At 62.5% G+C, this 23,725-nt stretch carries 28 protein-coding genes and 1 pseudogene; 12 read left to right on the top strand and 17 right to left on the bottom strand.

Annotated features, from left to right (window positions below; genetic code table 11):
- Positions 1-2: 2 nt before the first annotated feature.
- Positions 3-245: a hypothetical protein gene (locus ACFFNA_RS01420; protein ID WP_378915032.1), complete on the top strand. Its 243-nt coding sequence runs from the start codon at positions 3-5 to the stop codon at positions 243-245.
- Positions 246-324: 79 nt separating this feature from the next.
- Here ACFFNA_RS01420 and ACFFNA_RS01415 read toward each other — a convergent pair whose 3' ends face one another.
- The 6 genes from ACFFNA_RS01415 to ACFFNA_RS01390 form a co-directional block, all read right to left on the bottom strand.
- Positions 325-1,299: a methyltetrahydrofolate cobalamin methyltransferase gene (locus tag ACFFNA_RS01415; RefSeq protein ID WP_111547493.1), complete on the bottom strand. Its 975-nt coding sequence runs from the start codon at positions 1,297-1,299 to the stop codon at positions 325-327.
- Between the two features lie 81 nt (positions 1,300-1,380).
- Positions 1,381-2,472 carry a methylenetetrahydrofolate reductase gene (locus ACFFNA_RS01410; protein ID WP_378915030.1) on the bottom strand — a complete coding sequence of 364 codons (1,092 nt, stop codon included), beginning with the start codon at positions 2,470-2,472 and terminating at the stop codon, positions 1,381-1,383.
- A complete protein-coding gene (locus tag ACFFNA_RS01405) occupies positions 2,469-3,080 on the bottom strand; it encodes a methylenetetrahydrofolate reductase C-terminal domain-containing protein (RefSeq protein ID WP_111547491.1) in 612 nt (203 codons plus the stop codon). The genes ACFFNA_RS01410 and ACFFNA_RS01405 overlap by 4 nt, the downstream gene beginning before the upstream one ends.
- Positions 3,073-3,375, bottom strand: coding sequence for a virulence factor (locus ACFFNA_RS01400; RefSeq protein ID WP_111547490.1), 303 nt, complete (start codon positions 3,373-3,375; stop codon positions 3,073-3,075). Before ACFFNA_RS01400 ends, ACFFNA_RS01405 begins: the two co-directional genes overlap by 8 nt.
- Positions 3,376-3,579: 204 nt before the next feature.
- Complete coding sequence (locus tag ACFFNA_RS01395) at positions 3,580-4,353, bottom strand: formyl transferase (RefSeq protein WP_378915620.1); 774 nt, start codon at positions 4,351-4,353, stop codon at positions 3,580-3,582.
- Between the two features lie 100 nt (positions 4,354-4,453).
- Positions 4,454-5,029, bottom strand: coding sequence for a DUF4893 domain-containing protein (locus tag ACFFNA_RS01390; protein WP_378915028.1), 576 nt, complete (start codon positions 5,027-5,029; stop codon positions 4,454-4,456).
- Between the two features lie 122 nt (positions 5,030-5,151).
- Here ACFFNA_RS01390 and ACFFNA_RS01385 point away from each other — a divergent pair, with 122 nt between their 5' ends.
- Positions 5,152-6,075, top strand: coding sequence for an NAD-dependent epimerase/dehydratase family protein (locus ACFFNA_RS01385; RefSeq protein ID WP_378915026.1), 924 nt, complete (start codon positions 5,152-5,154; stop codon positions 6,073-6,075).
- On the opposite strand, the gene ACFFNA_RS01380 is transcribed toward ACFFNA_RS01385, so the two are convergent.
- Positions 6,072-6,704: a DUF1638 domain-containing protein gene (locus ACFFNA_RS01380; protein ID WP_378915024.1), complete on the bottom strand. Its 633-nt coding sequence runs from the start codon at positions 6,702-6,704 to the stop codon at positions 6,072-6,074. The two genes, ACFFNA_RS01385 and ACFFNA_RS01380, sit on opposite strands and share 4 nt — an antisense overlap.
- A gap of 64 nt (positions 6,705-6,768) precedes the next feature.
- Between ACFFNA_RS01380 and ACFFNA_RS01375 the strand changes: the two genes are divergently transcribed.
- Positions 6,769-6,924: an entericidin domain-containing protein gene (locus ACFFNA_RS01375; RefSeq protein WP_111547486.1), complete on the top strand. Its 156-nt coding sequence runs from the start codon at positions 6,769-6,771 to the stop codon at positions 6,922-6,924.
- 62 nt (positions 6,925-6,986) lie between these two features.
- On the opposite strand, the gene ACFFNA_RS01370 is transcribed toward ACFFNA_RS01375, so the two are convergent.
- Entirely contained in the window at positions 6,987-7,685 is a 699-nt protein-coding gene (locus tag ACFFNA_RS01370; protein ID WP_027029468.1) for a cobalamin B12-binding domain-containing protein, read from the bottom strand.
- Positions 7,686-7,960: 275 nt separating this feature from the next.
- Here ACFFNA_RS01370 and ACFFNA_RS01365 point away from each other — a divergent pair, with 275 nt between their 5' ends.
- The 4 genes and pseudogenes from ACFFNA_RS01365 to ACFFNA_RS01350 all read left to right on the top strand — a co-directional run bounded on the left by ACFFNA_RS01365 (position 7,961) and on the right by ACFFNA_RS01350 (position 12,537).
- A complete protein-coding gene (locus ACFFNA_RS01365; protein WP_378915021.1) occupies positions 7,961-9,535 on the top strand; it encodes a trimethylamine methyltransferase family protein in 1,575 nt (524 codons plus the stop codon).
- An 89-nt stretch (positions 9,536-9,624) separates the two neighbouring features.
- The gene (locus ACFFNA_RS01360; RefSeq protein WP_378915019.1) at positions 9,625-10,314 is read left to right on the top strand and encodes a hypothetical protein; all 690 of its coding nucleotides are present in this window, start codon (positions 9,625-9,627) and stop codon (positions 10,312-10,314) included.
- A gap of 105 nt (positions 10,315-10,419) precedes the next feature.
- Positions 10,420-11,157, top strand: coding sequence for a dienelactone hydrolase family protein (locus ACFFNA_RS01355; protein WP_378915017.1), 738 nt, complete (start codon positions 10,420-10,422; stop codon positions 11,155-11,157).
- A gap of 202 nt (positions 11,158-11,359) precedes the next feature.
- Positions 11,360-12,537, top strand: a pseudogene (locus ACFFNA_RS01350) (BaiN/RdsA family NAD(P)/FAD-dependent oxidoreductase).
- Between the two features lie 6 nt (positions 12,538-12,543).
- Here the strand turns inward: ACFFNA_RS01350 and ACFFNA_RS01345 are convergent.
- Genes ACFFNA_RS01345 through ACFFNA_RS01320 form a run of 6 tightly spaced genes read right to left on the bottom strand, consistent with a single transcriptional unit; the run spans position 12,544 to position 14,888 of the window.
- Positions 12,544-12,936, bottom strand: a complete 393-nt coding sequence (locus tag ACFFNA_RS01345; RefSeq protein ID WP_378915015.1) for a DUF1801 domain-containing protein — start codon at positions 12,934-12,936, stop codon at positions 12,544-12,546.
- A gap of 42 nt (positions 12,937-12,978) precedes the next feature.
- Entirely contained in the window at positions 12,979-13,371 is a 393-nt protein-coding gene (locus ACFFNA_RS01340) for a VOC family protein (RefSeq protein ID WP_378915013.1), read from the bottom strand.
- 2 nt (positions 13,372-13,373) lie between these two features.
- Entirely contained in the window at positions 13,374-13,862 is a 489-nt protein-coding gene (locus ACFFNA_RS01335) for a DUF1801 domain-containing protein (protein ID WP_378915011.1), read from the bottom strand.
- A gap of 10 nt (positions 13,863-13,872) precedes the next feature.
- Positions 13,873-14,094, bottom strand: coding sequence for a hypothetical protein (locus ACFFNA_RS01330; protein ID WP_111547478.1), 222 nt, complete (start codon positions 14,092-14,094; stop codon positions 13,873-13,875).
- A 48-nt stretch (positions 14,095-14,142) separates the two neighbouring features.
- A complete protein-coding gene (locus ACFFNA_RS01325) occupies positions 14,143-14,568 on the bottom strand; it encodes an SRPBCC family protein (RefSeq protein ID WP_111547477.1) in 426 nt (141 codons plus the stop codon).
- Complete coding sequence (locus tag ACFFNA_RS01320) at positions 14,565-14,888, bottom strand: ArsR/SmtB family transcription factor (RefSeq protein ID WP_378915619.1); 324 nt, start codon at positions 14,886-14,888, stop codon at positions 14,565-14,567. The genes ACFFNA_RS01325 and ACFFNA_RS01320 overlap by 4 nt, the downstream gene beginning before the upstream one ends.
- Before the next feature lie 157 nt (positions 14,889-15,045).
- On the opposite strand from ACFFNA_RS01320, the gene ACFFNA_RS01315 reads away from it, so the two are divergent.
- The 3 genes from ACFFNA_RS01315 (at position 15,046) to ACFFNA_RS01305 (ending at position 18,225) form a co-directional block, all read left to right on the top strand.
- A complete protein-coding gene (locus tag ACFFNA_RS01315; protein ID WP_378915009.1) occupies positions 15,046-15,606 on the top strand; it encodes an RNA polymerase sigma factor in 561 nt (186 codons plus the stop codon).
- Between the two features lie 2 nt (positions 15,607-15,608).
- On the top strand, positions 15,609-17,735 hold the full coding sequence (locus ACFFNA_RS01310; protein ID WP_378915007.1) for a YfbK domain-containing protein: 2,127 nt from the start codon (positions 15,609-15,611) through the stop codon (positions 17,733-17,735).
- A 241-nt stretch (positions 17,736-17,976) separates the two neighbouring features.
- Positions 17,977-18,225 (top strand): hypothetical protein, encoded by a 249-nt coding sequence (locus tag ACFFNA_RS01305; protein ID WP_378915005.1) that lies wholly within the window; start codon positions 17,977-17,979, stop codon positions 18,223-18,225.
- A 15-nt stretch (positions 18,226-18,240) separates the two neighbouring features.
- Here the strand turns inward: ACFFNA_RS01305 and bmt are convergent, their stop codons facing one another.
- Both bmt and ACFFNA_RS01295 read right to left on the bottom strand, forming a co-directional pair.
- On the bottom strand, positions 18,241-19,263 hold the full coding sequence (gene bmt, locus ACFFNA_RS01300) for a betaine--homocysteine S-methyltransferase (RefSeq protein ID WP_378915617.1): 1,023 nt from the start codon (positions 19,261-19,263) through the stop codon (positions 18,241-18,243).
- A gap of 132 nt (positions 19,264-19,395) precedes the next feature.
- A complete protein-coding gene (locus ACFFNA_RS01295; protein WP_111547473.1) occupies positions 19,396-20,253 on the bottom strand; it encodes a helix-turn-helix domain-containing protein in 858 nt (285 codons plus the stop codon).
- A 228-nt stretch (positions 20,254-20,481) separates the two neighbouring features.
- On the opposite strand from ACFFNA_RS01295, the gene ACFFNA_RS01290 reads away from it, so the two are divergent.
- Positions 20,482-21,492 (top strand): fatty acid desaturase, encoded by a 1,011-nt coding sequence (locus tag ACFFNA_RS01290; RefSeq protein WP_378915003.1) that lies wholly within the window; start codon positions 20,482-20,484, stop codon positions 21,490-21,492.
- 82 nt (positions 21,493-21,574) lie between these two features.
- Positions 21,575-22,402: a phosphate/phosphite/phosphonate ABC transporter substrate-binding protein gene (locus tag ACFFNA_RS01285; RefSeq protein WP_378915002.1), complete on the top strand. Its 828-nt coding sequence runs from the start codon at positions 21,575-21,577 to the stop codon at positions 22,400-22,402.
- Here the strand turns inward: ACFFNA_RS01285 and ACFFNA_RS01280 are convergent.
- Complete coding sequence (locus ACFFNA_RS01280; protein ID WP_378915000.1) at positions 22,367-23,722, bottom strand: M24 family metallopeptidase; 1,356 nt, start codon at positions 23,720-23,722, stop codon at positions 22,367-22,369. The two genes, ACFFNA_RS01285 and ACFFNA_RS01280, sit on opposite strands and share 36 nt — an antisense overlap.
- Positions 23,723-23,725: the final 3 nt, after the last annotated feature.

The raw sequence follows: 23,725 nt of genomic DNA, 5'->3' as shown, positions 1-23,725 counted from the left end.
TCATGTCCGATCTCCTCGTGTCCGCCATACTCACTGCTGTTACCATGGTGCGCCTGCTGCGCGGCCCATGGCTGCGCAATCCGCAATATCTGGCGTCCGGTATTGTCGGTGCGATTGTCGGAGCCTTGCTGCTGCACGGGTTCTGGCCGGCCGCCGACGATGACTTCATTGTCGGCGGGCTGACCGGCATTTTCGGGTCGTGGGCGGGAATGGTGCTGTTCGACGCCATTTTGGGCATGGCCTGACCGAAACGCACACCGGCCCGACGGCATCATCTGCACGATCGGTTCGGTGAGGTTTGCAGGACAGTCCACGATTGCGCGCTTATCCCCGAGCCATCCGGGCTTCACGGCCGCCACGGCGGCGGCCACCATTGTTGGCGCCTTCGCCCGGCGCATTGACCTGCGTCGGGGCGGCGACAGCCTGGCCGCCTTCGGCCGGCTTGTAGTCCTTGTAGGTGCGGATCCAGTTGGTGCAGTTCTCGTCGGTGCCGTTGAGCACATTGGCGCCGCGCACGGCTTCCATTTCCTGCGGGCGCACCGGGTTCATGATGGCGCTCGTCATGCCGGCGCCGATCACCATCGGGATGAAGGCGGCGTTGATGCCGTGGCGGTGCGGCAGGCCGAAGGAGATGTTGGACAGGCCGCAGGTGGTGTTGACCTTGAGCTCTTCGCGCAACCGGCGCAGCAGCGCGAACACCTGGCGGCCGGCATCGCCGAGTGCGCCGATCGGCATCACCAGGGGGTCGACGACGACGTCATGCGCGGGAATGCCGAAATCGGCGCAGCGCTGCACGATCTTCTTGGCGACGGCAAAGCGCACGTCCGGGTCCATCGAAATGCCGGTCTCGTCGTTGGAGATGGCGACGACAGGCACGTTGTATTTCTTGACCAGCGGCAGGATGGCTTCGAGCTTTTCTTCCTCGCCGGTGACGGAGTTGACCAGCGGCCGGCCCTTGGCGACCTTCAGTGCGGCCTCGATCGCGGCGGTGACCGACGAGTCGATCGACAAAGGCAGGTCGACCAGGCCCTGGACGATCTCCAGCGTCTGCACCAGCAGGCCGGGTTCGGTCTCGTTCGGGTTGACCGAGGTGACGCCGGCATTGACGTCGAGCATGGTGGCGCCACAGGCTGCCTGCTCGAGCGCGTCCCTGATGACCGTCTCGAAATTGCCCGCGATCATCTCTGCGGCCAGCTTCTTGCGGCCGGTCGGATTGATGCGTTCGCCAATCACGCAGAACGGCTGGTCGAAGCCGATGATGATTTCTCGTGTCGCCGAGGCGACGATCGTCCGGGTCATGAATTCTCTCCGCCGTGATATAAAGATTTCTTTATATCGTTGTCTGGTTTCGTTCAAGCGAATGGGTGGTCGTCCGCGCCGTCAGTGCGCGGTCTTCACCATGTCCACCTGCGTTTCGGTAATGTCGTCGTGCAGTATGTGCTCGAGCCGGTCGGCGACCATCTGGTCGTCGCGACGGGTCTCGCGTTTCCATGGCTGGCGGCCCTTCAGCACGCCCGATTCATCGACGATCTCGGCGACATATTCCTCCTGGCGATAGGCCATAACATGGACGCCGGAGACGCCGGAGATTTCCTTCACCTCATTGATGATGTCGATGCAGAGCTGCTTGCCTTCCTTCTTCTGGTCCTGCGCGCCCTCCAGCCGCTTGATGACCGAATCGGGGATGTGAATGCCCGGCACGTTGGAGCGGATCCATTTGGCTGTCTTGGCCGAGGCCAGCGGTCCGACGCCAACCAGGATGAAGCACTGTTCGGTGTAGCCGAGGTCGCGCACCTTCTGCATGTAGGTGCGGAACATCGGCACGTCGAAACAATACTGGCTCTGCACGAATTGCGCGCCGGCGGCGATCTTCTTGCCCAGCCGATGCGGGCGGAAGTCGATCGGCGGCGCGAACGGGTTGATCGCCGCTCCGAGGAAAAGCTGCGGCGGCGTCGTCAGCTTGCGGCCGGACAGGAACTTGCCATTGTCGCGCATGATGCGGCAGGTTTCCAGGAGCGACATGCAGTCGAGGTCGAACACCGGCTTGGCGCCGGGCTGGTCGCCGGCCTGCACGCCGTCGCCGGTCAGGCACAGCATGTTGGCGACGCCCATCGCAGCCCCGCCCAGCACGTCGCCCTGGATGGCGATGCGGTTCTTGTCGCGGCAGGCGATCTGCATGATCGGCGCATAGCCCATGCGGGTCAAAAGTGCGCAGATGCCGACCGACGACATGTGGCAGTTGGCGCCCGAGGCGTCGACGGCGTTGATGGCATCGACCCAGCCGTCGAAGATTTTCGCCCGGTTGTAGACGTCTTCCGGATCGGCGCTGTCGGGCGGGTTGAGTTCGGTCGTGACGGCGAATTCGCCGCGCCTCAGGACGCGTTCCAGCCGGCCGCGCGAAGTGTGGCCGGGCAGGGGGTCGAGCGGCAGATGGATGCCGGCCGGGTTCTCGTCGCGCTGGCCTCCGATCATGCCGATGCCCCGGTGTTTGCCGCCCCATTCTTGGCGGCAGCGGCTGCTTCGCGCGCGGCGGCCGCCTGTGCGGTGACCCGCAGCCAGGCCGAGGTTTCACGCAGCGACTGGTCGACCGGCTTCTGCACGGTCAGGATCCTGTCGCTGTGGACCATGTTCTGCGAGCCTTCCCAGGCCTTGACCCAGACGCAGGGCATATCAGGCTCGACCTCGCAATTGCCATTGGCGCGCACGCCGCCGCACGGGCCGTTGCGCAATTGCTTGGGGCAGTTCATCGGGCACGACATTCCGGTCGAGGACAATATGCATTGGCCGCACATCCGGCAGTCGAACATGAAGCCCTTGACGCGCTTCTCGACAAATTTGACCGGCCCTTCGACACGGCCGTAGCCAAGACCCTTCCACAAGGGGTGGAGGAGCAGGAACATGTCGGCGAATCTGGCGTAGAACCATTCGAGCAGGCGCGAGTGCCGCACGGACCATAGCCTGACCGCGAAGGAGCGCTGCACGCGCCGCTGCGGCGACACATCGGCCGGCTTGTAGTCGGATTTTGGCGCTGCCTTCTTGACCAGAGTGGCCTGGGTAACCGCCGGCTGGGTTTCAGACATTTTCTTTGCCGCCTGCCTTGACCAGAGCGACCAGCCGCTCACGGTCGTATTTCGTGTCGATGTCCTGGAAGGCCTTTTCGACCTCGGCTTCGAGGTCGTCGCCGACCGGAACAGGCTCGGCCTTGCGCCATTCGGCCAGATAGTCGTCGGTGCCGCCGGCGCCGGTGCGCATGGCGCACATGTCGATCGCCTCGGTGAAGCGCAGCGGCAGTTCGCGCTTGGCGTTCTGCCGGCCCTTCTTGACGATGATTTGGGCAGGGATGTCGCGCCAGTAGACGACAATCAGATCGGCCATGAATTCTCACTCCTCAATGAAGCGAGCATTGCCGGAAGCGCAGTTGGGCCGCTTGTTATGGGACGACGCGCGCGCATTCAAAAGCGACGCATTTGGATGTCGTAAAATGAAAGGTGCGTTTATTCGTTTGCTGCGTGTGCCGGCGGCAGGTTCGACGCGTCGGAAAAGCCTGCGTGGTGCGCGCGATCGCGCACCACGGATGCGCTACCAGATGCCGGTTCTCAGGCCTGTCCAGAGATAGAACCAGATCGTCGGGTGATACCATTGTCGCGACGGCAGGCCCGGGTCGATGGTGGCGAGTTTTCCGGCCAGCACGTCGCTGACCGACTCGACGCAGATGTCGCGCGAGAACGAAGCCTGCCGCAGCGCGTAGCTCGAGATGCCGTCGCCGCGCTCGGGCTTGCCGCGCACCTGCCTGAGCGCGCCGCCGGTGTCGACACCGGCATCGACCAGCTGCACGGTGGTGCCGAAGTTTTCGGCATCTCTGGTCGCCAGCGCCCAGTAGCCGCCGTTCATGCCGCGGTATTTGGGCGTGATGCCGGCATGGTAGTTGATGACGGGGCAAGAGATTTTCGACAGCGTTTCCCGCGTTAGCATGCGGCAACCCGCGAGAAACACGACGCCTGGCTGGATCCGTGCGATGGCGTCCAGACATTCCGACGCATTGGCCGAGGGAACGTGGATGATGGACTGGCCCGGCCGCGGTTCCGTCTCCAGCTTCTGCTCGGCGATCATTTGAGCCGCGTGGCCGGCAAAGAAGCGCTTTCCCAGGCGCGTCAGCACCATCGTGCCCAGCTGGCCGATGGCTGATACCCAGCCCAGCCGGCGGGCACGCCTGAGCAGCAATTGTTTTTTGGATTCAGGAGCTTCGAGGATGACGCTGACCTGCCCCAACCGGTCGACGATGGCGTTGATGACCGCCCAGATGTGCGGCCCGCCTTCGGTGACGACGACGATGTTCGACTTCAGGGGATCCATGGTTCGCGACGCACCGTTGGACAAGATGCGGCCGGTATCGGCCTTGGCTTGTGGCATGCTAGGGCGTGCGGGTTAATCCTTGGTGATTGTGGTTGCAGGATCAGCGCTTGAATTCGAGGACGTCGAGCTTCGATTCGTAGTAGGGCGCGGGAAATTCGATGCGCCATTGGCTGGCGCTGTTGCGGAAGGCATAGCCAACCTGGTCGGTCTGCGGGCCACTGCCATAGGGTTTTGCCGGATCGCTGTTGACGTAGGCCGAGCCGAGATAGATCGCGCGTTTCTCGCCATCGTCGAAGAAGCGGCCCTTGGTGCGCTGCGAGCCGCTGATCTTTTCCAGACGCCAGCCGGAACCGTCGTCGGTCACCTTGCATTTGAACCAGCCATAGATGACGAGCGGCAAAGGTCCGCCGGCCTTGATGGTGCGGCACTGCCAGTTGCCGGTCAGGTCCTTGTCGGAAAAGGCCACCAGCGGTTTTGCCAGCAAGGCGTCGAGCTGCTTGACCTCGGCGGGATCTCCCGCTTTCGCCTCGGCCAGCGCCGCCTTGCGGGTCTCGCCATATTTGTCGAGCCGTGCCTTGTCGGCGGCAGTGATGAGTTTCTGCACCTCACCATCGGCAAGGGCGGGAAGGGTGCAGCAGAGCAGACCGATAGCGGCGAGCAGCGGGCGAAGGATCATAAGAGGCCTCCCTGTTGATGTCTGGAGCAGCGCCAATGCCACCCTGGTGCATAACTTATCGGGTCGCTGGCGCCTGTCATCCGTGCTTAACAGCGTCACGGTCAGAAATCATGGTGTGACAAATGCGAATCTTGCTCACGGGATCGTCGGGTTGGCTGGGCAGCGCGCTGGCGCCGCGCCTGCGGAAACTTGGCCATGAGGTGATCGGCCTCGATCCCGTTCCATCAGCAGAGACCCAGATCGTCGGCTCGATCGCCGATCGTGATCTGGTCCTGGGCACGGTCAGCGAGAACCGCATAGAAGCCATCATCCACAGCGGCGCGCTGCACAAGCCCAATATCGAGAACCGCGCCAACAGCGATTTTGTCGCCACCAACGTGCAAGGCACGCTCAACCTGCTCGATGCAGCGATGGCGGGCGGCGTGGACCGCTTCGTCCTCACGTCGACGACCTCGCTGATGATTTCGCAGGCGATACGCGACGGGTTCAAAGGTGGTGCGCGCAAGGCCGCCTGGCTGACGGAGGCGATGTCGCCCGAGCCGCGCAACATCTACGGCGTCAGCAAGCTTTCGGCCGAACATCTTTGCCGCCTCTATCACATCGAGCTTGGGCTGCCGGTGGTGGTGCTGCGCACCGCCCGCTTCTTTCCCGAAGCCGACGACATGGCACATGCGATCGAGCAGTCGGATGCCAACACCAAGGCCAATGAACTGCTGTTTCGCCGGTTGACGGTGGAGGACGCGGCCGCTGCCCACATCCTTGCCCTCGAAAAGGCGCCGCAGCTTGGTTTCGACATTTTCATCGTGTCGGCGCCGACGCCGTTCCGGCCCGATGATTGCGCGGCACTGATCGCCGACGCCCCGTCGGTGGTCGCGCGCTATTTTCCGGAATTTCCGGCCCTCTACGCGCGAAAAGGCTGGACGATGTTTTCCTCCATCGACCGCGTCTATGACGCGTCGCGGGCAAGGGAGAAACTGGGTTTCGTCTGCAAGACCAGCTTTGCCGATGTGCTTGCGGAGCTGCGGGCGGAGGAAGTGGCGACCTAGTCGGCGTGTGCCGCTGCCTGCGCCATTCCCGCCGTCAGGTCGCCATAGCCCGTCGCGCGGCGCTCATAGGCAAGGCCGAGCATTTGGGCTGCTTTTTCGGCGACCTTGTCGAGCTCCGGATCGTTGGTCTGGGCGAGATAAATCAGCTTCTCGTAATTGCCGAAATAATCCTTGATCAGCTCCGGGTGCTTGTCGAGGCCGAGCGGCTTCATGAAGAAGGCGTCGAACTGACGACACAGGAAATCGGTCATGTAGAAGGACATCATGTCGTCATCGGCGATTTTCGCATAGGCCTCCATGCCTTGATAGAAGGCGAAGCAATGCGGGCCGGCCATGCGCTCGACGCCGTGCTTCTCGCAGATCCGGTCGAGCAGGCCACCAGTGCCGCAATCGGCATAGCCGACGAAGATGTGTTCGTAGCCCTCCGCCTTGGCCTTTTCGATAGCCTTGTCCATGGCCGGCGCGATGCGGTCCGGATAGAAATGAAATTCCGCCGGCAAACAGGTCAATTCCAGGTGATTGAGTCCGAGCTGTTCCTTGACGGCCAACACCTCGCGCGCAATCATTCCGCAGGCGATGACGAGCAGCCTGTCCGCTTGGTCTGGTTTCCTTTTTTGTGTCTTGGCCATGGAACCAGCTGAGCCGGCTTTCGTTGCTATGGGGCGAGTCTACCGAGAGAGGGATAAACCGTCCATGAAAACATCCACATATGCAGTCATCGCGCTGCTCGCCAGTGCGCTTTTGGTTTCGGCCTGCGCAAACACAATCCGTGGCGTCGGCAAGGATGCTGCCAACACCGTCAACGCTACCCAGAACGCCGGCAAGAGAGTTGCCACCGCCGCGAACTAGCCTCGCGGGAGCCAGCTCTGCCCAAGTGAAACGGCCGCCATGATTGGGCGGCCTTTTCTTTTTCAGGCCGAAGCGCGGACGTTGTGCTTGCGCTTCATGAAGTCCTTGGCGGTCTCGACCGCCACCGCCGCGTCGCGGCAATAGGCGTCCGCGCCGACGGCCTTGCCGAATTCCTCGTTCAGCGGCGCACCGCCGACCAGCACGACATAGTCGTCGCGGATGCCCTTTTCCTTCATCGTGTCGATGACGACCTTCATATAGGGCATGGTGGTGGTCAGCAGTGCCGACATGCCGATGATGTCGGGCTGGTGCTGTTCGATCGCATCGAGATACTTTTCGACCGCATTGTTGATGCCGAGGTCGATGACGTCGAAGCCGGCGCCTTCCATCATCATGCCGACGAGGTTCTTGCCGATGTCGTGGATGTCGCCCTTGACGGTGCCGATGACCATCTTGCCCTGCTTGGGCGCGCCGGTGGCGGCAAGCAGCGGACGCAGGATGAACATGCCGGCCTTCATCGCATTGGCCGACAACAGCACTTCCGGAACGAACAGGATGCCGTCGCGAAAATCCTCGCCGACGATGCGCATGCCTTCGACCAGCGCTTCCGTCAGCACTTTGTAAGGCACCCAGCCGCGCTCGAGCAGGATGTTGGTGCCTTCCTCGATTTCTTCCTTCAGCCCGTCATAGAGATCGTCGTGCATCTGCTGCACCAACTCGTCGTCGGAAAGTTCGGAAAGGATGATCTCGTCGTCGGACATTTGTATCGAGCTCCTGCCGGCATCGCGACTGCGTCGCAAGGCACACAATATTCGCGTTCATACCTAACCCGCTGGGGGCATGTATCCATAGCTGATTTGCGACTTCCCGCAAAAGGAAAGCGACCGTAACTCTCTTGGAATTCTTGTCGATTTTGCGACAGGCGTTGGCGCTGGCGGGCCGTTTCGAATAGGGTGCATGGCTACGATCCGGCAAGAAGCGGCGATACGCTGCCGCAATGGATTCCGGACAAGAACAAATTCAGGGAAGAGCGATCATGAGCGAACACGCGGCAGTCGATCAGGAAGCGTCAAACGCGCGACGCGGGCGCGGCGCCAGCGGCGGAGCGGCTGCCCGGCGTGCAGCACGTTCGGGCGGCGGGCCCGGCACCCAGCTCACCTACATCAAGCGCAAGATCAACGTCTACGAGGTGCTGGACGAGGAAGGTCTGGCGCTGATCGAGAAGAACACCGACACGGTGCTCGAAGAGATCGGCATCATCTTCCGCGACGATGCGGAAGCATTGCAGTTGTGGAAAGAGGCCGGCGCCGACGTCAAGGGCGAGCGTGTGCACTTCCCCAAAGGCCTCTGCCGCTCGCTGCTGAAGACCGCGCCGTCCGTCTACACCCAGCACGCCCGCAATTCCGAGCGCTCGGTGCAGATTGGCGGCAACGCCACCGTCTTCGCGCCGGTGTACGGCCCGCCCTTCGTGCGCGATCTCAACGGCGTCAGGCGCTATGCGACGATCGAGGATTTCCAGAATTTCGTGAAGCTCGCCTATATGGCGCCGTCGATCCACCATTCGGGCGGCACGGTGTGCGAGCCAGTCGATGTGCCGGTCAACAAGCGCCATCTCGACATGATCTACAGCCACATCAAATATTCGGACAAGCCGTTCATGGGTTCGGTGACCGCGCCGGAGCGCGCCGAAGACACCGTCGCCATGGCCAAGATCGTGTTCGGCGACGACTTCGTCGAAAACAACACGGTGCTCACCAGCCTGATCAATGCCAACTCGCCAATGGTGTTCGACGAGACCATGCTCGGCGCGCTGAAAGTCTATTCGCGCCACAACCAGGCCTGCATCGTCACGCCATTCATCCTCGCCGGCGCGATGAGCCCGGTGACGGTCGCCGGCACGCTGACGCAGGTTCTGGCAGAGGTGCTGGCCGGCGCCTCGTTCACCCAGCTGATCCGGCCGGGCGCGCCGGTGCTGTTCGGCACCTTTGCTTCATCCATCTCGATGCAATCGGGCGCGCCGACCTTCGGCACGCCGGAGCCGTCGCTGGTGTCGTATGGCGCGGCACAGCTCGCCCGCCGTCTCGGCCTGCCATTCCGCACCGGCGGTTCGCTCTGCGCGTCCAAGGTTCCGGACGCTCAGGCGGCCTATGAAAGCGCCAACACGCTGAACTCGACGATCCTTGCCGGCACCAACTTCGTGCTGCACTCGGCCGGCTGGCTCGAGGGCGGGCTCGCCTCCTGCTACGAAAAATTCATGATGGACATCGACCAGCTCGGCATGACGCAGAAGTTTTCCGAGGGCGTCGACCTGTCGGAAAACGGCCAGGCGATGGACGCCATCCGCCAGGTCGGCCCGGGCAGCCATTATCTCGGTTGCGACCACACCCAGGCCAATTTCCAGACCGCCTTCTACCGCTCCAACATCGCCGACAACAATTCCTACGAGCAGTGGCTGGCCGAGGGCGAGAAGACCGCGCCGCAGCGCGCCAACGAACTCGCCCGCCGCTGGCTGGAAAGCTACGAGGCGCCGTACCTCGATCCGAGCGTCGACGAAGCCTTGAAGGACTTCATCGCCAAGAAGAAGGGGTCGATGCCCGACGCCTTCACTTGAAAGGAGCCCGAGTCAGGCGGGGCTAAAGTCGCCAACATCATCCACAAGGAAGTCTGGCGGAGCGCTTTCTCCGATCCGGTTAAGAAGGAATGATTGCGCCCGCCGGCAGCGTTGACCGTATCGCTTCGGCGCTTCTCGCCAACGGCCTTATTCTTCGTGGCGGCTTCAATTTCACACTGGGCGATGCGCCGCCACCGGGCCAGTCAGGCGCTCCCGCCAAATCCGTGCTGCTGGTGGGGCAGGCGGGTGCTGCGCCCTGGCCGCATTTCCTGCGCTGGCAGGAAAAGCAATCGCGGATCATCGCCAATCCGCTCGATACCTGGTCACGCGACGTGATCGGGGCGGTGGCGGAGACATTCGGGGCGCGGGCCGTTTCGCCTTCCGACAAGCCCTATCTGCCTTTCCAGCAATGGGCGATGCTGGCGGAGGGGCTGAAGCGGTCACCGCTCGGCATCCTCATGCATCCACGATACGGGCTTTGGCACGCCTATCGTGGTGCGCTGCTGTTCGAGCAACAGCTTCCGATTGAAGCCGCCGAGGCGCCAATTCACCTTTGCGATTCATGTGTCGAAAAACCCTGCCTGAAATCCTGTCCGGTCGACGCATATTCCGCGCAAGGTTTCGCCTACCAGTCCTGCCTGGCGCATGTGCGGGGAGCGAATGGCGGACCGTGCCGGACTGGCGGCTGCCTCGACCGCAACGCCTGTCCCTACGGGACGGCCTATCGCTACCCCGCGGAGGTCCAGGCGTTTCATATGGCGGCATTCGCCGATCTGTAGTCGTCGCGCGATCCTGCACGAAATGTTGACTGCCAGGTTCAGGGAACGCCTTGCTCTGGCGGCTCGCGCGGATATGTATCGCGCATCTGACGAACGGAGCAGGCAATGACGAAGCAGGACCTTCAGATCAACACCAGGGACGGAACGGCAACAGCAGAGCTTTTCCGCTCTGCAAACGCGTCCCCGGCCAAGGCCGGCGTCATCCTGTATATGGACGCGTTCGGGCCGCGCGCTGCGCTCGATGGCATGGCGGAACGGTTGGCGGGCGAAGGCTATGCGGTGCTGGTGCCGGACCTGTTCTACCGCAATGCGCCCTACGGGCCGTTCGACGCCAAGACCGCCTTCACCGAGGAAAAGACCAAGGCAGCGCTGATGGCGCTGGTGACCGGCACGACGCAGGAGATGACCATCAGCGACAGCGGTGCATTCCTCGATGCGCTGGCGGCTGAAGGTGTTACCGGGCCGATCGGGACGGTGGGCTATTGCATGGGTGGCGGCCGCGCATTGAACGCCGCTGCATCCTATCCCGGGCAGATAAAGGCGGCCGCCAGTTTCCATGGCGGCAATCTGGCCAGCGACGCCGCCGACAGCCCGCATCGCAAGGCGGCCGCCATCAAGGCGCGTGTCTATGTCGGCGTTGCCGGCGTCGACCGCAGCTTCCCGCCGGAGCAGTCGGCACGGCTTGCGGAGGCGCTGCGGGTGGCGGAAGTCGACCATGTCATCGAGAACTATGTCGGCATGGCGCATGGCTGGTGCGTGCCGGATCACAGCGTTTTCAATGCCGCGGGTGCCGAGCGCCACTGGAAGCGGTTGACGACGCTGTTTGCCGAGACGCTGATCTAAAGCCCGTTCCATCCCGATTGAATCGGGATGGGGCTCTATCCGTTTGTGGAGCATGATCTTTTCCGAAAACCGGTTCCCACTTTTCGGGATCATGCTCTAAAACGCCGATCGAGGCGTTGCCTGCAGTCGCACCGAACGGGTAGAGACTGCAGGATTGGCGCGTCTGCTAAAAGGGCGCCGTCAGCGGGAACGATTTAGCCTGATGCAATCCTATGATGTCGTGATCATCGGCGCGGGTGCTGCCGGAATGATGTGCGCCTTGGAGACGGCAAAGCGCGGCCGTTCGGTGCTGATCCTCGATCACGCGGCGATGCCTGGCGAAAAGATCCGCATCTCCGGCGGCGGCCGGTGCAATTTCACCAACATCCATGCCAGTCCGAAGAACTTTCTCTCGGGCAATCCGCATTTCTGCATCTCGGCGCTTAGCCGCTACACGCAGCGCGATTTCATCGCGCTCGTCGAACGCCACCGCATCGGCTATCACGAAAAGACGCTGGGGCAGTTGTTCTGCGACGGCTCCGCACGCCAGATCATCGACATGCTGGTCGCGGAAATGCGCGGCAGGGGCGTGGAGCTGGCACTGTCGACAGAGGTCGGGGATGTCCGCAAAACCGCGGAAGGGTTTGTGCTCACCCTTTCCACCGGCACGGTCACTTGCCAGTCCCTGGTCGTGGCGTGCGGCGGCAAGTCGATCCCCAAGATGGGGGCGACGGGCTTCGGCTACGAACTTGCCGAACGGTTTGGCCTTGCCATTGTCGAAACGCGGCCGGCGCTGGTACCGCTGACCTTCGACGCAAAAACACTCGAGCGGCTGGCGCCCCTGGCCGGCAATGCCGTCGAAGCGGAAGTCGCCTGCGGCAAGACACGGTTTTCCGAAGCGATGCTGTTCACGCATCGCGGCGTCAGCGGACCGTCCATCCTGCAGATATCGTCCTATTGGCGCGAGGGCGACGAAATCCGTATGGCCATGCTGCCAGGGGTGGATGTAGCGGCCTCATTCGTACCGCCAAGCGCGGCAACGGGCGGCAAGCGGTGCAGACGGTGCTGGCAAATCACCTGCCGAAACGGCTCGCACAGTCGATCGCCGAGCGCACCGGGATCGACGGCAACCTCGCCGATCTTTCAGACGCCCAGACCAAAACCATCGCCGCGGCGGTCAACGACTGGCGCATCAAGCCGGCCGGTTCGGAGGGCTACCGTACAGCCGAAGTGACGCTTGGCGGGGTCGACACCAACGGACTCGACCAGAAGACGATGCAGGCGAAGTCCGTGCCGGGCCTGTTCTTCATCGGCGAAGTCGTCGATGTCACGGGCTGGCTGGGCGGCTATAATTTCCAGTGGGCGTGGTCGTCGGGCTGGGTCGCGGGGCAGGCGGCCTAGTTTCGCTCAGGCGCCCGACGGCACTTTCTTCTTCTCCTTTTTGCCCTGGTTGTAATCGATGGCGGACCGGACGAGGTCTTTCAGCGCGCGCTCATCCAGCGCATCGCCCTCTGAAAGATCGATCGCCCGCCACACCTTGCCGCCAAAACCCGCATTGAAGAGCTTTTCGGGATCCGGCAGGCTGGCGCCGTGGGAAAAGGTCAGCTTCACCTTGTCCTTGTGGGCGTTGCCGACGGCAATCATTCCGTCGCGAGACCACACCGGGCTGCCCATCCACTTCCACTCCTCGATGATCTCGCCATCGACTTCAAGAATGGCCTTGCGGACGCCGGCGAGCGTCTTGCCACGCCAGTCCGTGAGGCCTGCGATCAACTGGTCGATCTGTTGCGATGCAGTCATTGGGTGCCTTCCTCTGTCTCGACGCGTTTCAACTGCCGACCGTTACCAGCGCGCCAGCTGGGTGATCTGAACGAGGTTGCCGCAGGTGTCGTTCAATTGAGCGATGGTCGAGCCGGTCACCTCGGTCGGCGGCATGGCGAACTCGCCGCCGCTCGCCTTGATGCGCTCGTAGTCGCCCTTGACGTCGTCGGTGAAGAACATGACCGCGGGCTGACCCTGCTTGAAGACGGCTTGCTGATAGGCCTTGGCGGCCGGGTTGTCGTTGAGCGCGAGCTGCAGCTCGGTTCCATCAGGCTCTTCGGCCGAGGCCACGGTCAGCCAGCGATAGGGCCCATTGCTAAAGTCGGCCTTCTTGGTGAGGCCCAGCACGTCGGTATAGAAGCGCAGGGCGTTTTCCTGGTTGTCCACATAGATGCTGGTGAGCTTGATCTTCATCGCTATTTCTCCTCTGTAGCGTTCGCCCTGTCGGCAGGGCGTGGTTTTGAATTGTGCTGGCAGGCTGCGGCCTGCTTCACCCAGTCCGCCATCTGCGCCTCGTCGAACTCGTCGCCTTCGCGGATGTCGATCCAGCGTGCGTCCTTGCTTTTCGCCGTTCCGCCGGGCGGGACCGGTCGCAACGACATGCCGCTGAAGAAGGTCACCTTCACGTAGTGGGTCAGGACATGGAACGTGACGAACCAGCCTTGGCCCTCGATGCCGTAGAACGGCGAATTCCATCTCACGGCTTTGCGTGCATCAGGCACATTGCGCACGATGACTGCGTCGAGGCGCTCGCCGAGGCCGCGCTTCCAGCCCGGCATTGCAGCGATGTAGGCCTGCACCGGGGCGTCGCCATCTCGCTTCGCGATTTGCGGGTTGCCGCCCGAGAGCAGGACCGGTGCAGCCTTGGCTGCGACCTTGGTCGATTGCCCCTGCGTCTTGGCCATTCTACCCATCCTATCCGCCCGCACGCTGCCCGCTGCGCCCCTTGGCGGCATACGGCAGCACGAACATGTACAAGCCACTGAACAGCAGCAAGAAGAGCGGCAAGAGCGGCGAGTAGACAATCCAGGCGGGAGGTTGTCCCAATGCCATGGCGACGAAGTTGGCGATGACGGTCAGCGTAAATATGATCGACAGCCAGCGATGAATTTGCCGAACCCACTTGTTCCAGTCCAATGGAACCTCCCATCAAAACGAGCCGAGCCCAGCTATCCGCCCGGCGGTTCAATCTATCCGCGCCAGGACCTGATTCAGGTTTGCAAAGTACTGCCGCCACCCAATCGTCGCGCCCCGGTACGCTTGCTCCTGATCCGGCCGGAAGCCGGACTGTTCCATGCGCAATCGGGTGCCCGTGCTGGTCGGCATGAGAGTCCAGGTGACGACACTCTCGAGGCCATAGGCCTGCCAGGTGTAGGACAGTGTTTTGTTCGGCTCGACTGCTGTTACCTGACAGTCAACAACAATGCTCACGTCAGGCTGCGGGTCCTTTCGCAGATTGAAACGGTGACCCGCGACTGGCTTGAAATCATTCTTCATCAGCCACTCCTCGATCAAATGCGGTTGGGTGAGCGCGCGCCAGATCTTTTCCGGCGGATGAGGTATCTCCCGTTCGACAACGACGGAGCGCGTTTCGGTCGCAATGTTGGTCATTGGTCCATTCTTTTTAGCAGATCTTCGAGGTCGTCGAACCGGCTTTGCCAGAACGCATTCATCTGGTTTGTCCAGTCAGTCAGCGGTGCAAGCGCGCCGAGTTGGGCGCTGTAATGGGTCTGCCGTCCCTGATGGCGGTCGCGGACCAGTCCGGCCTGCCTGAGCACGCCGAGATGCTTTGACACGGCCGGTTGCGAGACCCCGGACTGAGCTGTCAGAGCGCCGACCGTCTGCTCGCCTTCCCGGCACAGGCGTTCGAAGATCGCCCGACGCGTCGGATCGGAGAGCGTTCTGAAGAGGACATCGTGAGCGTTGGTCATTTTGGGATCGATAACTCGGCGGCTATTGATTGACGTATAACCGCAGAGATATGTATGTGTCAAGCAGGGGCAGCGATGGCCGCTATCTGCCCGTTTCCAAAAAAATCTTTCCATTGCCCCAAGGAATCGCCATTAGCCTTCGTCCAACAGGCAAATGATGGCGATGATGCTGGATGAGAGCGAAGCCTCCGACGCCGAACTGATCGGGCGGGCGAAGGGCGGAGACAGGGGGGCCTTCGGCAAATTGCTGGAACGGCACTACGACTTCGTCTATCGCGCCGCCTATCGCTGGTGCGGCAAGAAGGCCGATGCCGAAGACATCGCCCAGGAAGTCTGCGTCCGGCTCGGCCGGGCGATCCGCGACTATCGCGGCGGCGGCGCCTTCACGACATGGCTCTACTCCGTGACCCTGAACGCCGCGCGCGACATGATGCGCAAGTCCGCCCGCGACATGGCCAAGACAGAGGCCTACGGCGTTCACGCGCTGATCTCGGGCGAGGCTTCGGCCGAACCGGAAGACCCGGCCGAAGCGTTGTGGGTGGCGGTGCGGCAACTGCCGGACAAGCAGCGCGACGCGGTGCTGCTGGTCTATGGCGAGGGCTTGAGCCACGCGGCCGCCGCCGAGGCGATGGCGATCTCGGAGACGACGGTTTCCTGGCACATCCATGAAGCGAAGAAACGGCTGAAGACGCTGATGCGCTCGGCCGGGGAAGTGTGACCATGGTCGACGACAACGAACTCAACAGACTGCGCGGCATCGCGGCACCGGCGCCCACCCAGGACGCCAAGGCACGTGCCTTCGAGGCCGCCCTGCGCGCATACGATCAGGAAAATATTTCGGCGCTCACCCAAGGATCGGTTGGCGGGCTTCGTCTTACAGAGCGAGCACAAAAGCTCTGGAGCGAGATCATGCAAAAGAAACTCATTGCCGCGCCGGCCCTTGCCGGGCTCGTCGCCCTGCCGATCGCCGGATACGCCACCTTCCATATGCTGAGGGAACAGCCGCCCAAGTTCGGCGGCGACGAGAAGATCACCGAAACGCTGGCCGACAAGCCGGCGAGCCTCAAGCCGACGACCACCGAGCCCAAGCCGGTCCGCACCGAGCTGGAGAAAGACAAGAAGGCCGACGCGGATGTGGAAAGCCGCGACGCCACCGATGCGCTTGTCGCGCCGGCCTCGCCGCCGAAATCCGAATCGACCGTTGCTGTCGGCGGTGCACGGCAGAATGCGCTGCGACGTGGTGTGGCGCGCACTTTGCAGGCTTACAAGTCGGCGCCAGCCCCGACGGGCGAGTTCGCGCTGGATGGCACTGTGAGCGCGCCCAGGGTGTCAGGGGGTCTCAAGCCGGCCGAGTCCAAGCTGATGGCGCCGCAGCAGCCTGCGATGATGCCGGCCGATCAGGTGCCCCAGCAAGAGGAAAACCGCGACCGCATCGAGGATTTCAAGACCAATCCGGTGCATGCCGCGCTCGAAGACCCGATCTCGACCTTCTCGATCGACGTCGATACCGCTTCCTATTCCTTCGTGCGGCGTTCGCTGAAGGAAGGGTTCGTGCCGAAGGCCGACACGGTTCGCGTCGAGGAGATGATCAACTACTTCCCCTATGGCTGGAAGGGGCCGGACTCCGCCACGACGCCGTTCAACTCGACGGTCAGCGTCATGCCGACGCCGTGGAACACGCATACCAAGCTGATGCATGTCGCCATCAAGGGTTTTGACGTCAAGCCGACCGAGCAGCCGAAGGCCAATCTGGTCTTCCTGATCGACGTCTCGGGCTCGATGGACGAGCCGGACAAGCTGCCGCTGCTCAAGTCGGCTTTCCGGCTGCTGGTCGGCAAGCTGAAGGCAGACGACACGATCTCGATCGTCACCTATGCGGGTGACGCCGGCACCGTGCTGATGCCGACCAAGGCTGCCGAGAAGGACAAGATCCTCAATGCCATCGACAATTTGCAGCCAGGCGGCTCGACGGCCGGCGAGGCCGGCATCAAGGAAGCCTACAGACTTGCCCAGCAATCGTTCGTCAAGGACGGCGTCAACCGGGTGATGCTCGCCACCGATGGCGACTTCAATGTTGGCCAGAGCGACGACGACGATCTGAAGCGGTTGATCGAGAAGGAGCGCAAGACCGGTGTCTTCCTGTCGGTGTTCGGCTTTGGCCGCGGCAATCTGAACGACCAGATGATGCAGACCATCGCCCAGAACGGCAATGGCACCGCCGCCTATATCGACACGCTCGCCGAAGCCGAAAAGGTGCTGGTCGAGGATGCCTCCTCGACGCTGTTCACCATCGCCAAGGATGTGAAGATCCAGGTCGAGTTCAACCCGAACAAGGTCTCGGAATATCGCCTGATCGGCTACGAGACCCGGGCTTTGAACCGCGAGGATTTCAACAATGACCGCGTCGATGCCGGCGATATCGGCTCCGGTCATTCGGTCACCGCGATCTACGAGATCACGCCGAAGGGCAGCGGTGGCGAGCAGATCGATCCGCTGCGTTACGGTCAGGCGTCGGTGGACAATGGCGGCGTCGCCAATGCGGGCGAATATGCCTTCGTCAAGATCCGCTACAAGCTGCCCAACGAGGACGTCTCGAAGCTGATCACCACGCCTGTGACTTCGGCCAACGAGGTAGCGTCCTTCGACCAGGCCAGCACCGACCAGCGCTTCGCCGTGGCAGTCGCGGCCTTCGGCCAGAAGCTGCGCGACGAGGATGCGACCGCGAAGTTCGGTTACGACAAGATCATGGAGATCGCCACTGCCGCTCGAGGAGCCGACCCGTTTGGGTACAGGTCCGAGTTCCTCTCGCTTGTGCGCCTTGCCTCGGCGCTGGGCGGTAATCGGTAGTGGTGATGACGGCCGGTTTCTTTCAGATGGGATCGTTCTGATACGGGAAACCGACCCACGGGCGGGTGAGGCAGGCCGGCGAGGGATTCTTCCCTTGCCGGCCTTTTTTTGCGGATTGTTAAATTGCGTTGGATTTCCGGTACATGATCGCAATTTCCTCTTGTTACGTAGAGGCTGATGTTTGGGCTTGAGGGGGCCGGAATTGCTGATCAGGACTGTTGCGAACTCGATATCACGAGATATGCCGGCACTAGGATCGGCGGCTTCGTCCGCGCCGTCGGCGGAATCCAGGCGCATCAGCGACGATGTCGCACAAGCGCGTCACACCGCCTTGTCAGCGCTGAACAATGACCGCTTTCGCGTCATGCTGGAGCAGATCACCGACCCCAGCGCATCCGGCGCGCTGATGACGATGCGCGGCGATACAGCAGCTGGTGCCGGCACCGATTTCAAGTCGGCGCAGTCGAGCTACGCCGACAACAGCGAATAACCAGAGACGATAAGGTCAGGCCCGGCTGCGACGCCGCTCGCGGCGGGCTTCGCTGGTCTCGGCGGTGTTTTCCGTCGCCACCTTGTTGCGCATCGGACCGATACGCTCGACAATCGCGCCAACAGTCGGACGGTCTGCCTTGGTGTGCGCGTCGAGTGCCTTGCGCATCGCGGCAAGGTGCTGGAATGAGGTGCCGCAGCAGCCGCCGACGATCTTCGCGCCGGCATCGACGGCAAGCCTGACATAGTCGGCCATCAGTTCCGGGGTGCCGGAATAATGGATTTCGGTGCCGCGGAATTCGGGAATGCCGCAATTGCCCTTGACGATGACAGTCGCCTCCGGGTTCGCCTCGGTCATGTCGAGCAGCGAGGCCAGGATGTCGGACGCGCCGACGCCGCAATTGGCACCGACGCCGAGCGGCGCTTGCGACAGCCCGTCGGTGACGCCGTGGATGTCCTTCGGCAGCAGGCCCATCATGGTGCGGCCGGCGGTGTCGAAAGAGCCGGTGTAGGTGTAAGGCAGGCCGACACGGATAGCGGCCTCTGCGGCAGCGCGGATCTCGTCGGGAGCCGACATGGTCTCGATCCAGGCGACTTCTGCACCACCGGCCTTGAGACCCTCGATCTGTTCGGCAAAGGCATCGACCGCCTCGTCATAGGTCATGGCACCGAGCGGCACCAGCAATTCGCCGGTCGGACCGACGGATCCGGCGACGATCACCTTGCGGCCGGCCTTGTCGGCGACGGCACGGGCGAGCTCGGCGGCGCGCTTGTTCAGCACATGTGCTCGGTCCTGCGCATGGTGCAGCTTCAGCCGGTGACGGGTGCCACCAAAGGAATTGGTGAGGATGATGTCGGCACCGGCATCGACGAAATTCTGATGCAGGCTGGTGATGGTGTCGGGCGCCGTCTCGTTCAGCAGCTCCGGCGCTTCGCCAGCTTCGAGCCCCATGGCGAAGAGGTTGGTGCCGGTGGCGCCATCGGCCAGCAGCACGCCCTTTTCAGCCAGCAGCGCATCGATAGGGTTGGTCGTCGTCATCGGATTGGCTTTCATGTTTTGAATTCGAATAAGGATATAAAGAAGTCTTTATGTGTAGTCAATGAAATAGCGGTGGCGCCCTCGGCCATTTCGATGGCCAAGGGCCATTCAGACGACCACGATTGCCGTCGATCAGGCAGAGCCTGATGCGAACGACATGTCAGCCAGATTGCGCGCGAAGGCGGCGGCCTCATGCGGGTTGACGTCGGCGGCACGGATCAGATTGTCGAAATGCTGGGTCAGGGCCTGGACCGGCTGGGTAGCGTTCAGCACCACATACATGTCGCCGACATAAATGGCCGCCCGATAGGGGCCGAAGATGGTGAGGGGAATGGAGTAGCGCATGCGGCCGTCATAGAGAAACAGGCGGAAGGTCGGGTAGAGATCGTCAAGCAGCGTTGCCATATGGGCGAGTTGTTGTCGGCGGTCGACCTCCGGAAAACGGTCCCACACGCCCAGGCCGCGGGCGAAGATCTCCAGCGTATGGCGCGGCATGCAGACTTCCATGTCGGTTTCCGGGCGCCGGTTATAGTCGATGCGGTATTGGGTTTCGTTGGCCTGCGTCAGACGGCTTCTGTTGGTGATGTTGGCTTCGTAGTCGACGAGCGCGTGTGTTCGCAGAAGATCGGGAATGCCGGCCGGTACATAGCGGATCTTGGTGCCGGCCGCCTCGGCGAACCATTTTGCCAGCAGCGTGCGGTCGAAACCATCGCGCGCTTCCTCGATCTCCAGGCTTTCGCGGATTTCACCGGTGACACCCTCGTCCTGGCTGAGGCCGAGCAGCCAGTCGAGCGACACCTTGAACTCGGCGGCGATGTTGAGCAGCGTTTCCGCCCGGGGCAGGCGTGTCGAGGCGCCCGACAGCAGCTGCGACAATGCCGACCGATCGATGCCGACCGCGGTCGCGAATGCTGACTGGTTAAGATCGGACCTTGTCAGGAGCAGCTTCAGACGCTCCCGAAAGACTGCCGACAGATCTCGTTTGTCCATCACCTGACTCCGCGAATCGGGAGGAAAAATTTGCGCCAAAGCTGCCGAATTGGCGTCTCAGGCGTAAATGAATCCCTAAGGTTGTTCACAATGTGTAACATGTGCGGTCAAAAATGCGCAATCGCAACATTTTGTACACTTTGTCTCGTTGAGTGGAATCACTTCTCCTGACACAATAATGTCAGGAACCAATTGGGGTTCCGGCGACTGAGGACAGTGGTCGATAGCATGACGGGCAAGAGCATCAGACAGCGTAGCGTACCAGCCATCGAATGGCCGACCGTGGTTCTCGCTTTCTTCTGTTACGCAACATGGTTCGCCACCGGTTTCCTGCTCTGGCCATCCTACCCGATCCCAGCGCTCGCCGTCCTGGCCTTCACCGCAGCATTGCAATCCTCGATCATGCACGAAGTGCTGCACGGTCATCCGACGCGCAACGCGCGGGTCAACGAAGCCTTCGTCTTCCTGCCGATCGGCCTCGTCTGGCCATTCCGCCGCTTCAAGACCATTCACCTGCGCCACCATGCCGACGAGCGGCTGACCGATCCGCTGGATGATCCCGAGAGCTACTACCAGGCGCTCTGGCAGCATGACGACCTGCCGCCGACGATGAAATTCCTGCTCAAGATCAACAACACCATGGCCGGCCGCTTCTTTCTCGGCCCCTGGCTGTCCTGCGTCGGCTTCTTCATCGACGACGCCAAGCACATGATCGCCGGCGACAAGGCGATCCGCAAGGCGTGGCTGCTGCATGCGATCGGCCTCGCCATCGTGATGCCCATCGTCCAGTTCGGCTTCGGCATCCCGCTGTGGCTCTACATCCTGGTGCCGGTATGGCTCGGCCAGTCGCTGATTTCGATCCGCACCTTCGCCGAGCATCAATGGTCCGAACATCCGGAAGGCCGCACGGTGATCGTCGAGCGCTCGCCGCTGTCGTTCCTGTTCCTCAACAACAATCTGCATTTCGTCCACCACAAGAGCCCGACCGTGGCGTGGTACCGGCTGCCGAAAATGTTTCGCGACCGTCGCGACGAATGGCTGCGGATGAACAATGGCTATGCCTATCCGAACTATTTCGCGCTGATCAAAGCCTATGCCTTCAAGGCGAAGGAGCCGATCGTGCACCCGGTGCTGCGGCGTGCGCCGGAGCCGGGCAGGGCGTTCAAGCCACGCATCAGGGCGCGCAGCATCAATGGTCGCGGCACCGCGCCGGTTCCCGCCGAGCCGCCCAAGGAATGAGTTTTGCGGCGAGCGGGTGCTGCCTGCTAGACTGGCTGCAGTCGGTTCCCTTCAATCACAGATATTACGGTCAGATTCCGACATGAGCGAATTGGTTGCGGCGTTGCCTATGTATGACTGGCCCGAGGCGCGCGACGAGGTCGACGCCCAATGGGCGCGATTGCGCGATGCTTTCCGGAAAAAGGGGATCGACGCGCCACAATCGATTGTGCGCCGCAATGCCGACCTGCCGCCGGTGCCGGGTGGCATTCACGATGCCCAGGGAAAGCTGATCGCGCCAGACCCGGCGACATTGCCACCTGACGAACTCGATTCTCACAAGCTTTGGCTGCATCCGGCACTGCTGTTCGCACAGACCTGCTGGGGACCAATGGGGCTCGGGCTGTCCAGGCACGTTCAGGTGGTCGGCCAGCCGAGCTACGACGCCTATGAAGGCGGGCAGGGCGAACTCTATTCGAGCGCGCTGGTGATGCGGGCAGGCGAGGGGCCGGAGGTTCGATCGCCTGCGGATGGCCGCGCTCTCATCCCGCTCGATCTGATCCGCGGCAAGCGCTTCACCTTCAACAGCCTCGATTCCATGTCGGGCATCATTGCTTTGACGCGCGACTTGCAAGCGGCCGGCGAAAGCCTGGACATTTTCTCGACACGCAGCGAAAGCGGCGGCCATCGCGGCTCGATCGTCGCTGTGGCCGAGGGTAAGGCGGATGTCGCGGCCATCGACTGCGAAAGCTGGGCGCAGGCGCAGCGTTTCGAACCTGCGGCGCGGGAAGTCGTGATCGTTGGCTGGACAGGGCGGCGCAAAGGCCTGCCGTTCATCACCGCCGCAACGACGCCGGAAAAGACGGTCAGGGCGCTGCGCGAGGCGCTAGCGGGACTAGCCGAGCAGCCTCGCATCCAGCGGGTAGGTTGAAAGTTTTTCGTTGCCGGTTTCGGTGATGAGGATCTGCTCCTCGATCTTGACGCCTTCGCGCCCGCCAAGCCTGCCGATATAGCTTTCCACGCACAGCACCATGCCGGGTTCCAGTACACCGTCCGGAGTGTCTGATGTCCAGTCGCTGGCATGCGGCAAGGTCGGGTATTCATCAGCCAGGCCGACTCCGTGATAAAGCACGCCGTAGCGGGTCGGAAAACAATCTCCGGGCGGTACCGCCGAGCGCTCGACAAGGTCGCGGTACGAAATGCCGGGCTGCATCAATTGCGTGTTGTGCCCGATCTGATCGGCGGCGATGCGGAACAGGTCGCGCTGTTCGTTAGTCGGATTTGCATCGCCGCACAGCCAGGTGCGCGACAGGTCGGCACAGAGGCCGTAGGGGCCGATCAGGTCGGTGTCGAAGGCGACGAGGTCGCCGGCTCCGATCTTGCGCGACGAGCATTCCTGGAACCACGGATTGGTGCGCGGGCCTGACGTCAGCAGCCGCGTCTCGATCCATTCGCCACCACGCGCAATGTTGCCGCGATGCAGTTCGGCCCACAGCTCGTTCTCGGAAATCCCTGGCTGCAAAGCCCGCTCCATCTCGCCCATCGCCGCCTCGCAAGCGACGATGGCGCGGCGCATGGCGAGAATTTCGTCTGATGATTTGATCAGGCGCGCATTTTCCATCACCGCTTCGCCATTGCCGATCGTCACACCCAGGCGTGCGAGTTCCTCGAGGCCTTCCGGATTGATGTGATCGACGGCGATGCGGCTGTTGCCGCCGCCATGTTCCCTGACCAGATCGGCGATGCCGGCAGCCCAGCGGCGGACTTTTTGCTCGGTCAACTCGCCGCCATAGAGATACATCCATGAGACAGCCGGCCGCACCTCATCGACGACGCCGGAATGGTCAGACAGGTGCTCGCAGGAAAAATAGTCGAACAGCACCACCGGCCCTTCGGTGGCGACGAAACAATGCCGCGTCGGATTGTGCGCCACCCACAGCTGCATGTTGGTGGAATCGGTGGCGTAGCGGATGTTGACGGGGTCGTAGAGCAGGGCGCCGGCATAGTCTCGGCGCTTCAGCTCGGCGCGGATGCGCTCCAGCCGGTATTGGCGCATCGCCGGCAGATCGGGAGCGGCAATACCTGCCGCTGCCCATTCAGCTTCCGCTTGCGCGCCATAGCCCAGCACATGCTGGTTGAGCGAAGCCGCCTTCTGGCGGGAGGCGTCGCGCAGCGCCTCGATCGAGCCAGGCTCGAACGGCATGATCTTGCGATGGCGGCCAAAGTTGCCCTTCGGCCCCGCGCTGTCCATGGG

This window comes from Mesorhizobium kowhaii, assembly GCF_042431665.1.
Taxonomy (GTDB): Bacteria; Pseudomonadota; Alphaproteobacteria; order Rhizobiales; family Rhizobiaceae; genus Mesorhizobium; species Mesorhizobium kowhaii.
Note: the sequence above shows the minus strand (reverse complement) of the source record. Positions and strands in the feature narration are given on the sequence as shown.